12 protein-coding genes, 4 tRNA genes and 1 pseudogene are annotated in these 14,132 nt (G+C 31.3%); 8 read left to right on the forward strand and 9 right to left on the reverse strand.

All coding sequences use genetic code 11. The features are described 5' to 3' along the window. Positions 1-11: 11 nt before the first annotated feature. The gene (locus DPIF8902391_RS04210; RefSeq protein WP_172505114.1) at positions 12-569 is read left to right on the forward strand and encodes a phosphatase PAP2 family protein; all 558 of its coding nucleotides are present in this window, start codon (positions 12-14) and stop codon (positions 567-569) included. A 996-nt stretch (positions 570-1,565) separates the two neighbouring features. Here DPIF8902391_RS04210 and cas2 read toward each other — a convergent pair. Then, the gene (gene cas2, locus DPIF8902391_RS04215; RefSeq protein WP_172505115.1) at positions 1,566-1,895 is read right to left on the reverse strand and encodes a CRISPR-associated endonuclease Cas2; all 330 of its coding nucleotides are present in this window, start codon (positions 1,893-1,895) and stop codon (positions 1,566-1,568) included. Then, positions 1,886-2,110: a hypothetical protein gene (locus tag DPIF8902391_RS04220; protein ID WP_058884480.1), complete on the reverse strand. Its 225-nt coding sequence runs from the start codon at positions 2,108-2,110 to the stop codon at positions 1,886-1,888. The genes cas2 and DPIF8902391_RS04220 overlap by 10 nt, the downstream gene beginning before the upstream one ends. 267 nt (positions 2,111-2,377) lie before the next feature. Here DPIF8902391_RS04220 and DPIF8902391_RS04225 point away from each other — a divergent pair, with 267 nt between their 5' ends. Next, on the forward strand, positions 2,378-3,268 hold the full coding sequence (locus tag DPIF8902391_RS04225) for a hypothetical protein (RefSeq protein WP_058884481.1): 891 nt from the start codon (positions 2,378-2,380) through the stop codon (positions 3,266-3,268). A 77-nt stretch (positions 3,269-3,345) separates the two neighbouring features. On the opposite strand, the gene DPIF8902391_RS04230 is transcribed toward DPIF8902391_RS04225, so the two are convergent. The 3 genes from DPIF8902391_RS04230 to DPIF8902391_RS04240 all read right to left on the reverse strand — a co-directional run bounded on the left by DPIF8902391_RS04230 (position 3,346) and on the right by DPIF8902391_RS04240 (position 5,142). Continuing rightward, positions 3,346-3,771 carry a DUF2147 domain-containing protein gene (locus DPIF8902391_RS04230; protein WP_172505116.1) on the reverse strand — a complete coding sequence of 142 codons (426 nt, stop codon included), beginning with the start codon at positions 3,769-3,771 and terminating at the stop codon, positions 3,346-3,348. 83 nt (positions 3,772-3,854) lie between these two features. Further along, a complete protein-coding gene (locus DPIF8902391_RS04235; protein ID WP_058884483.1) occupies positions 3,855-4,382 on the reverse strand; it encodes a KdsC family phosphatase in 528 nt (175 codons plus the stop codon). A gap of 10 nt (positions 4,383-4,392) precedes the next feature. Beyond that, positions 4,393-5,142 (reverse strand): Rossmann-like and DUF2520 domain-containing protein, encoded by a 750-nt coding sequence (locus DPIF8902391_RS04240; protein ID WP_172505117.1) that lies wholly within the window; start codon positions 5,140-5,142, stop codon positions 4,393-4,395. A 137-nt stretch (positions 5,143-5,279) separates the two neighbouring features. Between DPIF8902391_RS04240 and bshB1 the strand changes: the two genes are divergently transcribed. Continuing rightward, positions 5,280-5,996 carry a bacillithiol biosynthesis deacetylase BshB1 gene (bshB1, locus tag DPIF8902391_RS04245; protein WP_172505118.1) on the forward strand — a complete coding sequence of 239 codons (717 nt, stop codon included), beginning with the start codon at positions 5,280-5,282 and terminating at the stop codon, positions 5,994-5,996. 65 nt (positions 5,997-6,061) lie between these two features. Next, positions 6,062-6,137, forward strand: a tRNA-His gene (locus tag DPIF8902391_RS04250). 107 nt (positions 6,138-6,244) lie between these two features. Here DPIF8902391_RS04250 and DPIF8902391_RS04255 read toward each other — a convergent pair. Beyond that, the gene (locus DPIF8902391_RS04255) at positions 6,245-7,147 is read right to left on the reverse strand and encodes a lysophospholipid acyltransferase family protein (protein ID WP_172505119.1); all 903 of its coding nucleotides are present in this window, start codon (positions 7,145-7,147) and stop codon (positions 6,245-6,247) included. Positions 7,148-7,629: 482 nt separating this feature from the next. Between DPIF8902391_RS04255 and DPIF8902391_RS04260 the strand changes: the two genes are divergently transcribed. From DPIF8902391_RS04260 to DPIF8902391_RS12545, 3 genes are all read left to right on the forward strand, one after another. Further along, complete coding sequence (locus DPIF8902391_RS04260; protein WP_172505120.1) at positions 7,630-8,274, forward strand: rhomboid family intramembrane serine protease; 645 nt, start codon at positions 7,630-7,632, stop codon at positions 8,272-8,274. A 555-nt stretch (positions 8,275-8,829) separates the two neighbouring features. Continuing rightward, the gene (locus DPIF8902391_RS12540; protein WP_262886452.1) at positions 8,830-9,036 is read left to right on the forward strand and encodes a transposase; all 207 of its coding nucleotides are present in this window, start codon (positions 8,830-8,832) and stop codon (positions 9,034-9,036) included. 1 nt (position 9,037) lies between these two features. Beyond that, positions 9,038-9,346 carry a transposase gene (locus DPIF8902391_RS12545; protein WP_262886453.1) on the forward strand — a complete coding sequence of 103 codons (309 nt, stop codon included), beginning with the start codon at positions 9,038-9,040 and terminating at the stop codon, positions 9,344-9,346. A gap of 105 nt (positions 9,347-9,451) precedes the next feature. Here DPIF8902391_RS12545 and DPIF8902391_RS04275 read toward each other — a convergent pair. From DPIF8902391_RS04275 to DPIF8902391_RS04285, 3 genes are all read right to left on the reverse strand, one after another. Beyond that, positions 9,452-9,524 (reverse strand) — tRNA-Gly (locus tag DPIF8902391_RS04275). A gap of 44 nt (positions 9,525-9,568) precedes the next feature. Further along, a tRNA-Gly gene (locus DPIF8902391_RS04280) sits at positions 9,569-9,641 on the reverse strand. 44 nt (positions 9,642-9,685) lie between these two features. Further along, positions 9,686-9,758, reverse strand: a tRNA-Gly gene (locus DPIF8902391_RS04285). A 1,008-nt stretch (positions 9,759-10,766) separates the two neighbouring features. Here DPIF8902391_RS04285 and DPIF8902391_RS04290 point away from each other — a divergent pair. Next, positions 10,767-14,132, forward strand: a pseudogene (locus DPIF8902391_RS04290) (thrombospondin type 3 repeat-containing protein); the annotation flags it as partial.

Raw genomic sequence — 14,132 nt, forward strand, 5'->3', positions numbered from 1 at the left:
CAAAATTACTTATGGAAGATATCATACAAAAAGACCAGGCACTTTTAATCTATTTAAATAATTTAGGAAGCGAACAATGGGATTGGCTTTGGCTAGTAATTACCAATCAATTTAATTGGATTCCTTTATTTGCGTTTTTAATATTTTTAATTTTTAAACATCTAGGCTGGAAAAAAGCTGCATTTACCTTGGTGTTTATTGCTGTTTTAATTACTTTTTCAGACCAATTTACAAACTTAATTAGACGTACTTTTGAAAGATTGCGTCCAAATAATGATCCAGCAATACAAGATTCTTTAAGAAGGTTGATAAACCCACAGAGTTATAGTTTTACCTCTGGTCATGCAACCACATCAACCGTTGTTACTGTCTTTTTAATTATGCTTTTAAGAAAATATGTGCCAGCGATTAAATATTTAGCGGTATTTCCATTGATTTTTGCATACAGTAGGTTCTACTTAGGCGTACATTTTCCGATTGATATACTTTGTGGTTTTATAAACGGGATGATTATCGGCTTTGTGTCGGCAAAATTATATCAGTTTTTATCAAATAAAATATTTCGTTAATTTTTCATCAGAAGATTTTTTTATTTTTAGATATTTACTATCGATTAAAAAACTATCCATTTTTAAAATGTGGTAGTTTTTTTTTGAAGCTATTTCCCGCTTTCCGCACTCGCTTTTTTTATTTTTTTGAAGAAAAAAAACAAAAAAGAGCTCAAACAATTGCTTCAATCGGGGCTAGGAATTTGTACTATATTTTAAGCTATCAGATTGTTTAAGTTTTAGTCAATAAAATTTTATTACAAAAATTCACTAATAATCTGTGAGTTCGAGTGATTTTTTTTCCTTCAAAAAAATTGTATCGAGAACTTTTTAGCATCAAAATCAATCAAAATAAAATTCTCGATACAATTTTAATTCCTTTTAGTCATTAAAATCACTCGAATTGACAAAATGGTGGAAAATCAAGAGGAGAAACTGACATAAAAATCCCTTTGACGGATTTTGTTTTTAAGTTATAAAACGTTTTTAAATAAAATTTAAACAGGTTCTAATAAATAATCTAAAAACTTAAAATAAAAAAAGTCCTACCGAAGCAGGACTCAAGATTTTCATCTACGGCATGGGATAATATAGATGCGAATGTTTTAAAAGACCATTTGTATCGAGTTCAGAAAATTAGTTCTAAAGATTATAATTTTAGAATAGTTGAGGCTTCAACAATTTTAAACAAAGAAGAAGCTGTTAGAAGTAGTTTAATTAATTTTCAAAAATTAAACCCAATAAAAGTTAGGGTTAATAGAAAAACTGTAATAATTTGGTTAAAAAAGAGTTCTTGACATATTTTCAACTAGTTGCGGTTTGATTAAAGAAAATGATATTAGTAGAGACGGATTGCAATCCGTCTTTACAGGTTGTGGTTTGATTAAAGATTAGAGAAAACGATATTAGCAACTTACAGAACCATTGTTAATACTTGTTTTAGCAAGAAAATATCGTATAAAAAAATGCTTCTTATAAAGACATAATTGCTTTATTTGAAGCATTTTTTCATTCCTATTAAAAGAATTCTAATTGAGAAGGGCTTGGTTCTTTTGGTTTTTGAACCTTACCCCAAAAATTCATCATATTACCAAATTGTTTATCGGTAATTCTTAAAACACTTACTTTTCCAAAAGGCGGAAGTAAATTTTTTATCCTCTTTTGATGCGCATCAGCACTTTCACTACTAGCGCAATGCCGCATGTAAACAGAAAATTGCATCATGGTAAAACCATCTTTTAAAAGATTTTTACGAAACTGTTGGGCATTTCTTCTATCTTTTTTTGTTTCGGTAGGCAAATCAAAAAATACAAATAACCACATAATTCTATAAGCGTTTAAATCCATAATTTGGGATAGATTAATTTTCTGGTTTTTCCAGAAAAACATTGTTGTAAAGAGTTTGTTGTTGAGGTTAAAGCAACCATTAAAGGGCTTTTTTTATCTTCAAAATAGACCGTTTGTGTTAATGTTTTTAAAAGTTCGGCTTTAATAGGAGGAATTAAATCGTGCTCATCATATTGTTTTATAATTTCTAAAACTTTTAGGTCGATTCTATGCAAACCCGATATAAATAACTAAAATGCCTAGCCCCGATTGAAGCAATTGTTTGAGCTCCTTTTTTTCTTTTAAAAAAAGAGCGAGTGCGGAAAGCGGGAAATAGCTTCAAATTATTTTAGTGATTATCTTAAAATTAGATAAAAAAAATAGTAGAGATACCCCTGAAAAATTAGTAATTTTGTAGGTCTGAAAAAAACCGAGTTATAAGCGTATGTCAGTTGTGCAATCTGACAGAACAAGCGAGGTTATTGTAGCAAAAAATTTAATATATGGAAATGATAACAGCACATGACTTTGAACTAAATATTGAATTGAAAGGTGTTAAAAATCCATCAAAAGTATTTGATCATTTGTCTGGTTTTTATGATAAATTATTGGTTTTAGACAGGCATATTGTTTATAATATTTCTGTAGAAGCTAAAGTTGAATATGATTTAGTCGATATTCAATTTGAGGCTATTAGTACAAAAATTAAGCAAATTTTAGTCAATACTCCAGGCGATTACTTAAAAAATGGTGTAAAACCAACCGCTTGGTTAGGCGATTTATTGGTTCATATAAAGTACAAAACTTTAAAAGCAATTGAGCTACAGCAAATATCATCTAAAAAAGGATTAGACAAATTAACCAATGAAATTAACAGGAAAATAAAAAAGGAAACGCCCAGTCATTTATTGTTTTTTTCGGTAAATAATTACTACATTTTAAATACCGTTAAAGAAATTAGCGTACAAACAAGTAAGTTAAAAAGAGGTGAGTATTTTTGTTTTAAAAGCGGAAAAAATAAAGCAAAATTAACCAATAAAAGCTTTGTTGATGTTCCTAAAATTTTAAGTGAACTAGGCGATGCAAGTATAGCACAAGAAAGGGTAGAGGTTTTAAAGATAAAAACAATGGATTTATTGTCGGATAATTCTTATTGGAAACTACAAAGAGAAGGCGCTCCTATTGATGTTAAAATTACAGATGAGGCTTGGCTAGAGGAATATCATAATCGAAAATTTGTAATTCAGCCGAATGATTATTTGAAATTTAATTTAAAAATAATTCATACCAGCTCATCAAATAAACCAAGAGTTAGTTATCAGGCAACAAAAATAATTTCGGTAATTCCGCCAAGTCATATCGAAAATCATGGGCAATTAGAAATTCCATATTAATAAAAAACGCTAGTAAACTTAAAAGTTTGATAGCGTTTTTTATCAAAAAAAGATTAAAATAAAGTGTAAAATTAACCTTATTTTTTTCGGTACCAATACGCCGTTCTACCAAAAACAGCAAAACCAATATAGCCTCTAATCTTTAATTTATCGGCATTTTCAAGCTCGATATAACATTTGTATTCTTTTCCATTTTTAGGATCTACAATAGTTCCACCGCTCCATTCATTGCCATCTTTTTTTAAGCCTGTTAAAATATTCATGCCTAAAATAGGCGTGTTTTTACGATTTCCGCTACATTTATCGCAAACGGCTTTTTGCTTGTCTTTATTGGTGATTTCAATAATTTTAGCAAAGGCTTTTCCGTCTTTTTCATAGACTTTAATTACAGAATCTACCGTATTGGTTTTTTCATTGCGGTTTTCCCATTCGCCAAAAATAGACTGTGCATTAATTGTTGTTGCTACTAGCAGTAATAAGATGCTTAAAAATAATTTTCTCATGTTTGTTGGGTTGTATTAATAATTAATTAAAAATAACTTCAAAAATTGCTCCAATAATAATAGTACTGCTAAAATAACGAAGGTTAATCGTACTGAGCATCAAAATTTTCAGCCCATTTTCCTTGCACTCTTAACACTTGTTCTAAAACATCGCGGGCACAACCTTCGCCACCATTTTTATCAGAAATATATTTAGATACTTGCTGAATTTCTCTAACAGCATCATTTGGGCAACAAGGCATACCTACTAATTTCATCACCGGATAATCAGGAATATCATCACCCATATATAACACATTTTCAGGGTTTAAATTGTACTTGCTGATAATTTCATTAAACTGCTTAATTTTATCGTGAGCACCTAAATAAATATCTTCAATTCCTAAGTTCGCCAAACGAGTACGCACGCCTTCATTTTTCCCACCAGAAATAATACACACTCTAAAACCTGCTTTTACTGCGGCTTTCAAGGCATATCCATCTTTAATATTCATTTGACGCACTAATTCACCATTCGGAAAAACCGTTACAATTCCGTTGGTTAGTACACCGTCTACATCAAAAATAAACGTATTTATTTGTGGCAATATTTCTTTATAACTTTTTTCCATTTCGTTGGATTTATGTTGTTTTTTGGATTGATTTTGTAATAAGTTGATAGATATCTTGTTGTTCTTTATCGAGTAGTTCTAAATGATTTTGAATGGTTTTTTTATCGTTTCTTTTTGCAGGGCCTGTTTGCGCTTCTGTAGGCGATAATTCTTGAATTTTTTTAGCCGTTTCTTCAATTAAAGGATGTAAAATTTCAAAAGGAACACGGTGTTCTTTACAAATATCATCGCCAATTTTATACAAATGATTGGTAAAATTATTTACAAAAACAGCGGCTACATGCAAGGTTTTTCGCTGCTGAGAGCTAATCGGATATGTTTTTTTTCCAATCGATTTTGCTACACTTTCTAAGAGCTTAAAATCATCGTTATTTTGTGCCTCTAAGCAAAACGGTATTTCATCAAAATTAATTTTTTTATCCTTAGAAAAACTTTGCAATAAATAAAAAACACCTTTTCTCCCGTTATTTTGTAACGAATTTAAAGAAACACTTCCTGAGGTATGTACCACCAAGCTATTTTGCTTATTTATTTTTGATGAAACTCCTGAAATAGCATCATCAGAAACTGCTATAATATAAAGGTCAGCAGCTGCTAATAAATTTAAGTTATCAGTAATAGCAACCTGTTTTTTTAAATGGCTAATTTGCTGAATATTTCTGGCATACATTTGCACCAAAGAAATTTCCTTGGTTTTGCAAAAAGCATTGGCTAAATGCAGGGCAACATTTCCACCTCCGATAATGACAATTCTAATCATGGGTACGAAGATATTGAATTTATATGATAGTGATTTGGCTATTTTAAAAAAGCGAATTATAAAATAACGACAATCTACAACTCATTACTGCCGATTTTGTAAATTAGCCTATCAAAATAAATATTAAAATAAAGAAGATGAAATTAGATATATTAGCTTTTGGAGCACATCCAGATGATGTAGAGTTAGGTTGTGGGGCTACTATTGCCAAAGAAATCGCTTCGGGTAAAAAAGTAGGTATTATAGATTTAACTAGGGGAGAGCTAGGAACACGTGGTTCTGCGGAGTTACGAGATATAGAAGCCAAAAATGCCGCTGCTATTTTGGGGGTTTCAGTACGTGAAAATTTAGGTTTTGCCGATGGATTTTTTAAAAATGATAAAGAACATCAATTAGCGGTTATAAAGATGCTTCGAAAATACCAACCCGATATTGTTTTGTGCAATGCTGTTGATGACCGTCATATTGATCATCCAAAAGGAAGCGATTTAGTATCGAACGCTTGTTTTTTAAGCGGATTATTAAAGATTGAAACAATATTAAATGGCGAGGTTCAAGAAAAGTGGCGACCTAAGTTAGTTTATCATTATATACAGTGGAAAAATATTGCCCCAGATGTTGTTGTTGATGTAACAGGTTTTATGGATAAAAAGGAAAAATCGGTCTTAGCATACGCTTCTCAATTTTTTGATCCGAAGAGTAAGGAGCCTGAAACACCAATTACTAGTAAAAATTTTACCGATAGTATAAATTATAGAGCAAAAGATTTAGGAAGATTAATTAATGTTGATTTTGCAGAAGGCTTTACCTCAGAGCGTTACGTAGCAGTGAAAAAAATAAGTGAATTAATTTAAAAAAAACTTTAAAAAAAGTTTGGTAGAACAGTAAAAGAGTTATATATTTGCACTCGCAATTAAATGGTGGTTGTAGCTCAGTTGGTTAGAGTATCGGTTTGTGGTACCGAGGGTCGCGGGTTCGAATCCCGTCTTCCACCCAAAAATTAAATCCTTCTTTTTTAAGAAGGATTTTTTTGTGCGTAAAATTTAGGTATAAAAAAAACAAGGCTTTTTAAACCTTGTCTTTATATTGTATTAAAAATTACTTATTTCTTTTTAATTTCTAGCCATTCGTCATATTTATCTTTATGCTTAAAGCGTTTGTGCGACCATAAATAAAAATCGGGCTGTGCTTTGATATTTTTTTCTGTCAATGCTAAAAATTTATCGGTAATCTGATAATTTTCAAAATCAGTAGGCGTATCGGTAATTAATTCGAAAGATGTTTCAAAATACCCTCTTTTAATTTTAGTAACATTCATATTAATAACTACTAAATTATATTTTTTAGCCAGAGTTTCCGCTCCGGTATGTACAGGGATTTTTTCATTTAAAAAAGTAGCCCAATACCTAGCTCTTGCTAATTGAGGGGATTGGTCACTTAATAAAATGTATAAACTTTGAATACCTTTTGCCTGTCTTTCATTAATTTTTTTATTAAATAACCGTGTTGGCACACCATCAAAACCGTATTTGGTTCTTGAGCTTTTAATTACCTTTTCAAAATAAGGGTTTTGCAGTTTGGTGTATGCGCCATAACAACTAATATTTAAGTATTGTGGCAATGCAAAAGCCCATTCCCAATTTGCCTGATGCGCACCTGTTAAAACAATACTTCGCCCTTGTTCGGCATATTTGTTTATTAAATCGGCATTTAGGTATTTGTAGCGTTTGTTTATTTCTTTTTTACTAATAGAAAACGACTTAATACTCTCAAAAATAATATCAACAAAATGACTGATAAATTTTTTTGTTAATTGGGTGATTTCTGCTTCATTTTTATCGGGAAAAGCAGTTTTTATATTGGTTTCAACTATTTTTTTTCTATATCCTATAATATAGTACAATATCACGAAAAAGAAATCAGAAAAAACATACAAAATACGCATTGGTAATCTTGAAAATATCCAAATAAAAGGATATACAAGTGCGAAACTTAAAAACTTCATAGATTAAATTTTAAAAATGCAAATATCGTATTTAATTATCAATCATTTACTTTTGATTATTAGCTTTTTCAAAAGCTGTTATTTTAAAAATTTATTATCTTTACGTTTAAAATTTAAATTTTATGAAAAAGTATTTACTCTTGTTTTTTGTTTTATTTTTAATGTATTCATGTACTGATGAAGGGGTGTGTACTTGTACATATGAATCACAAGGATGGAATGGTGGACAAATAGTGAATCAAAATAGCTCTATAAATTATCCCTGTAATATAAAACCTCCTTGTGAATAATTAAGTGCTACTAATTAAATGTATTATTTGATCTGTTTTTTACTCTGGTATGTATTTTAGGATAAAAACAACGATTTGCTAAAATCATGTGTAATTAATTTTAGTTGTAAGATTACTCGCAGATTTTCGATTACATTTTTCACCAATTTTAGTGTTTAAAACAAGCAATTAATCATACGTAAATACAATACTATGAGTCAAATTATCTTACTATTAATAGCAGCAAACGTGTTGGTTTCCTATAAAGGATTTAACGATATTACTTTTTTTAATCGCTATAAATTTCAAATTCAACAAATTGTAAATGGAGATAAAATCAGAATGTTAACCTCGGGTTTTTTACATGCCGATTGGATGCACTTAGGGTTTAATATGTACGCTTTATATCTTTTTGGAAAAACAGTTTTGGGTAATTTTTCAACGCCTTATTTCTTGCTTATTTATTTTGGAAGTTTGTTTGCGGGAAGCTTATATTCGTTATATCAACATAAAAACGACTATTATTATAGCGCTGTTGGAGCATCTGCTGCGGTGTCGGGAATTGTTTTTTCGGCAATTATCTTGTATCCTGATATGACCCTAATAATGTTTCCTATTCCACTTCCTTTACCTGGCTATGTTTTCGGAATAGGGTATTTATTGTATTCAATTTACGGCATGAAAAACCAGGTAGATAATGTTGGTCATTCGGCGCATTTAGGCGGTGCTATTGGTGGTTATTTACTTACTTTATTGTTAAAACCGAGTGTTATTTCAAATAACCCTTTAATGATTGGAGTTGTCGGTGCAATTATTGTTGGCTTGTTTTTATTTGGCGATAAACTGAAAGTTAAATAATTTTATTACAGATTTTTAAATTCTTTTTTTGAAGCAATTTCCCGCTTTCCGCACTCGCTTTTTTTTGAAGAAAAATCAAAAAAAGAGCTCAAACAATTGCTTCAATCGGGGCTAGGCATTTGTGCTAAAAAGTAAAAAACGAACTTCAAACAACATTTAGAACCCTTGCCTAAAAACTAAAATAGAAAATAAAACCACGCTGTCAGTTCGAGAATTTTTTTTTAAACAAACATCATACTGAATTTAGTTCAGTCTCCCATCAAAAAGAGAACTACCGTAAAAAAAAATCAAAATCGCACAAAATTACAGCTGTCAGTTCGAGTGATTTTTTCCTTCAAAAAATTGTATCGAGAACTTTTTAGTCATTAAAATCACTCCAAATTGATAAAATTATCAAAAAAAGTTAGAAACTGAACTAAAATACTTTTGACGGATTCGATTTTTCATAAAACTTCACTGTAAAAAAACATGCCGAAGATTGGCTGTTGTTTGTAAATAGTAACCGACAGATTTCATGTTCAAAAGCTTGCTTCAAAAGCGGTACAGGAGGTTCGAATTCGTTTAAGATGGGAGATTATCGATATAGAAAATGAGGCAATTTCAACATTAAAAAACACAAGTACTATTTACAAACCTGAAATTCTTGAAAATGGAGAAACCAAGCGTCAGCTACTAGCGAGGAGCAGGTTTACACTTTTTAAATCACAAGAAAAGTGGACAGATAATCAAAAAGAAAGGGCTGTTATTTTATTTATATCCTGAGATAAAAAAAGCATACGATTTATCGCAGGGTTTAAAATCGGTGTTTGAAACCAGAACAGGAAAAGATGTCGCTAGAACAAAATTAGCGCTTTGGTATAATAAAGTGGAAGATGCAAATTTAAAATCGTTTAATACCATCAAAAAAACGATACAACATCATTACAAACCTATTTTAAATTACTTCAATAACAGAAATACAAATGCTTCCGCAGAATCTTTTAATGCGAAAATAAAAGCTTTTCGAGCACAGTTTAGAGGTGTCAGAAATGTTACTTTTTTCCTATATCGACTCACTAAAATTTATGCTTAATTTATGTAGCTCCCTAATAATTATACTTGATCCCAATAATTCTTGATCTGAAAGATTGCAAAAATAAAAGTATAAAAAAAACCGAAACAAATGTTTCGGTTTTTGAGCGAAAGACCAGGTTCGAACTGGCGACATTCAGCTTGGAAGGCTGACGCTCTACCAACTGAGCTACTTTCGCATTGGTAAATAAAGATTTTTAAAGTCTATCTTCTAAAGACTGTGAGCGAAAGACCAGGTTCGAACTGGCGACATTCAGCTTGGAAGGCTGACGCTCTACCAACTGAGCTACTTTCGCATTGGTAAATAAAGATTTTTAAAGTCTATCTTCTAAAGACTATGAGCGAAAGACCAGGTTCGAACTGGCGACATTCAGCTTGGAAGGCTGACGCTCTACCAACTGAGCTACTTTCGCATTGGTAAAGATTTAATTGCAATTTCTTGCAAGCTTTTGATTTATTTTTCTTTATAGGAAATATTATATCTCTAAGCGGTTGCAAATATAACACAGTTTATTGAATCTGCAAGTTTTTTTTAAATAAATTTAATGGGAAATTACACTGATTTTATGTAAGTTTCATGAAATCAGTGATATATATGTGTTGGTACACGTTGTTTTTTTTATCATTTTTTTAAAACACCTTAAAGTTTGTTTAAAAATTAAAGAATCTATTAGCTTGAGTGATTTTTTTAGTCAAAATTTATAAAGACAAAAGTTATTAAAATCACTCAGATTTCTAAAAATCATAAAAAATAAAGATGAGAAACTGAAATAAGTTCAATCAATGTATTTATTTTTTTCTGCTAATTTTTTTAAAAAAATAAAAATGCTTTTGTAGTAGCTTTTCTTTCTTTAGAGTGATGCTTAACTTATACTATTTTATCTTGTTCTATAGGTGTGTTACTTGGGTTTTAATATATTGCTTCGATGAGTTATTATTCTATATTGAATCAGTGTTTTTTTAATAAATAACACTTGATGTTAAGTTGTTTTTAGTTTGTTTTTTTATGTATTGTTAGTGTTTTAGAGTAGTATGGGTTTATTTTAATTGGTGTATTTTTTGTTTTTTAAGATCTAAAGTAGTACTTTAAGGCGTTCGGTAATTTTATTTACAATAAAAAATCTTTCGTAAATCAGAATTTATATTAAAAATATCTTTGATATGTTTTTTTTCTCTATATTTGCATTAGTACTATATTACCTTAAAATAATTGTATTTGTTAAAGCTTGTGAAATAATTTTTTTATTAAGTTTTTATCTAAAAAAAGTCCCCCTTGTAGTTTTTAAATTAATCGATTTTCTTATTTGTTTTTTAAGTGAATTGTAGTTGTCTAATTTTTATAGTAAAAATTAGATGCAGAATATAATTGGGTTTCAGTTTATAATAATAAGCTGTTTTTTACGGATTTAAAATTAATATTTATGGAAAAATTTTACTATTTAATTAGAAATAACCTTTTTTTTAAAAGCTATTTCATAGCTTTTTTAATAATTTCTTTTACACTTACATCCTCTTTGGTGTCGGCACAATGTGCTAATGGAAGTTATTTGGAGAAACAACATGTAACAAGTGGAGGTTCTGCATTGTCTTTACATGGTGTTCCTGATGGAGCTGGGCCTCAAGAATGGTTTGGTTCGGTGACGACTCCTGCTGCTGTCTTTGCAAATTCCTTTACGCAAGGAGCAGAAGTTGTTATTACCGCTAGAGCTGTAAATAATACAGCGGATAACAATACATATAAGATATCGTTTAGTGCTGACGGAACAAATTTTACAGCACCCGTTGTAATGGATAATGCTTATAGTTCTGGTGATTATACAAATTTCCAACAATTTACCTATACATTATCTGCAGCTGAAAGCGGTACTTATACTTATTTAAAATTTCAAGGATCAACTACCTCTGGCACAAATGCAGGAGTGCAATCAATTATTGATGCTATTTCTATAGGAACAACTGTTTGTTATACTTGTGCTGCAGGAGTAGACGCACCTGTATTATCAGTTAATTATGGTGGAGCAACTGCTACCACTACTTTCGACTTAACAACAATAACAGCAAATTCAGGTCCTAGTGGAACTAGTTTATCTTGGCATACAGGCACACCTGCAACTAGTGCTAATTTAGTTACAACCTTAAATGCTGCACCTATTGGGGTTTATTATGCAGCATTTTATCATGCAGCATCAGACTGTTATAGTTATTATACGACTATTTTTAATGTAATTGAAGATTTTGATAATGACGGTATTGCCGATGTTATTGACATAGACGATGATAATGATGGTATTCCTGATGTAGTAGAGTGTCCAACGATAGATTTATTAACCAATGGTAATTTTAACTATTCAGATACTGAAATTGTAGGAAAGTCAACTTCAGATGATGGCGTTTCTAAGTATAAGTCACATTTAAGCGATGTATCTTTTAACGGAACAAGTTCACCAGGTCTTTATCAAGGCTGGGATTTTACAACAGGAACACCAGATTGGTCTGAAGCACAATATTTAGCAGGATCAAGTATAACAGATCCTAGAACTGGAGGTAATTATAAAATAAATGTAAAAGAATCTGATAGTGGTGGTGGATTTTTAATATTTTCACTTTCTGATGAAGCTGTATCGAATACTATTTCTGGATTAACAGTAGGTAATCAGTATGTATTAGAATTTGAAATGGGAACTTTACCTAATTATGGTTATTCAGGTACTCAAGGTTATGATTATAATATTAATCACGTACGTTTTGGTTTTGTAGATCAAGGCGGTGGTGCCGGAGTAAATGTTTTATATCAAACACCTTTAGATATCACAGTATATCCATACCCACCTTTAAGCCCAAATACGACTACAGAGTATGATCCGCATTGGAAAAAATATAGAATTGTTTTTGAAGCAACATCATCATCCGTTAAATATGAATTTTACCTAGAAAACCCTACGGTAGTTTTAGTAGATGGGTTCAGTTTAAAAGAAATTGATCCTACCTGTACTAAAAGTACGGATACTGATTCTGATAGTGATGGTTGTTCCGATGCTATAGAGGCGGGAACTCAAGGTAGTGGAGCAGTAGGTACTAATGGTTTATATAACGATCTTGAAACTTTTAACGATTCAGGAATTGTATCTGTATCAATGAATATTACAAAACCTTACGATGGTATTGCTAGTTGTGCTATCGATCCATGTACTGACGGAGCAATAGTAGGTACAGTAACAGCTAACGATCCTGATGCCGATGGTATTAATAATCGTTGTGATTTAGATGATGATAACGATGGGATTTTAGATAGTCAAGAAGATACTGGTTGTACAACACCGGTAATAGAAGAGATTATTATAAATGAAACATTTGAAGCGGGAACCCCAGGAACGAATATTCCAAAAGGAAGCTTAGCAGGGGTGCCAGGTATTGACGGCTTATTAGAAGCGTATAATTCACACCCAGGAAATACAAGTACAACAAATGTTGGGGAATATAAATCGATTTCAGGGCTTGATGGTAGTACTACTATAGTTATTGATGCAAATGGCGGAGGAATCGTAGATAAGGAACAAATGTCTTCATTTATCGTTTTAAAAAATATAAACTTGTTAAATGGTGAAAGATACACTCTTGAAGCAGATTTTTCATTAGGAAAACAAACAGGGTTTTTATCAAATGATAATAACGAATACGGGACAGCTATAGGTGCGTCAGGTCAAGATCCTGTTTGGAATGATGATTACCCGGGAGCTCCAGACGGTGTCTTTTTGTATGGTCATGGGGGTGTTTTAATTAGAGAACCAAATTCTTCATTACCTTCAATAAGTGCCCCTGCAAGAGAAGTAGGTTGGTTCAGACAATACACTACTTATTATGTTAAAAAAAATATAGCAGGAGTACTACATTTATACGCAGACAATAAAGGAGCTAAATATGATGCCTCAGGAGTACTAGGAACACTTATTGTTGTAAATGAAATAGATTTAGGTGCGGCAAGTAATTATCCTTGGTTGAATGATGCAGCAATATTTGTATCTGCAGATGAATATGTCGATAACATACTAATTAAAATCAATCATTGTGATAATGACAACGATGGAATACCAAATTATTTAGATTTAGATTCTGATGGTGATGGTTGTAATGACGTCATCGAATCTGGAGGAATAGATGCAAATAATGATGGTATTTTAGATGGAGATGGTTTTAATGCAACTGGTCAAGTAACAACATCAGGAGCAATATTAGCAAGTAGCTATAATGGCGTAACAGGTAACGAAATAAAAGCGACAAAATTAACTACCGATTTTGCAGCTTTAGTTGATAAAACAGTAACCGAAGGAATAGCAACAAGTTTTACCTTAACATCGGCAACCGCAGACCAGGCAACAGCTTATGCTGCAGGAGTACCAACATACGGAACACCGGGAAATGCAAATTCAGGTATTCAATACCAATGGTATATTGGTGATCCTGCTACTACAGGAACTGCCTTAACAAATACAGGGGTTTATACAACTGTAACAACAGCTATTTTAAATATTAGTGATGTTACGGGTTTAACTGGAAAAGAGTATTATTTAAAAGTTACCCATGCTGATAATAAGTGTTTAGATAAAACAGGTAGTGCTACATTAACGGTAAACACCTTGCCAACAACCGATGATTTAACATCAGCAAGTATTTCAAGTGATGCCGGAGCAACCGATATTGTAAATCCAACAGGAAACGATACTGATGGAACGGTTGAAAATTATAAAATTACAAGTTTACCAACTGGCGGAACCTTATTTTTAGCCGAT

This window comes from Tenacibaculum finnmarkense genomovar ulcerans, assembly GCF_900239495.1.
Lineage (GTDB): Bacteria > Bacteroidota > Bacteroidia > Flavobacteriales > Flavobacteriaceae > Polaribacter > Polaribacter ulcerans.

Coding starts and splice junctions, on each gene's coding strand:
- DPIF8902391_RS04260 (WP_172505120.1), top strand. CDS start 7,630: ATGAGTCAAATTATCTTACTATTAATAGCAGCAAACGTGTTGGTTTCC.
- DPIF8902391_RS04235 (WP_058884483.1), bottom strand. CDS start 4,382: ATGGAAAAAAGTTATAAAGAAATATTGCCACAAATAAATACGTTTATT.
- DPIF8902391_RS04240 (WP_172505117.1), bottom strand. CDS start 5,142: ATGATTAGAATTGTCATTATCGGAGGTGGAAATGTTGCCCTGCATTTA.
- DPIF8902391_RS04255 (WP_172505119.1), bottom strand. CDS start 7,147: ATGAAGTTTTTAAGTTTCGCACTTGTATATCCTTTTATTTGGATATTT.
- cas2 (WP_172505115.1), bottom strand. CDS start 1,895: ATGGATTTAAACGCTTATAGAATTATGTGGTTATTTGTATTTTTTGAT.
- bshB1 (WP_172505118.1), top strand. CDS start 5,280: ATGAAATTAGATATATTAGCTTTTGGAGCACATCCAGATGATGTAGAG.
- DPIF8902391_RS04210 (WP_172505114.1), top strand. CDS start 12: ATGGAAGATATCATACAAAAAGACCAGGCACTTTTAATCTATTTAAAT.
- DPIF8902391_RS04225 (WP_058884481.1), top strand. CDS start 2,378: ATGGAAATGATAACAGCACATGACTTTGAACTAAATATTGAATTGAAA.
- DPIF8902391_RS04230 (WP_172505116.1), bottom strand. CDS start 3,771: ATGAGAAAATTATTTTTAAGCATCTTATTACTGCTAGTAGCAACAACA.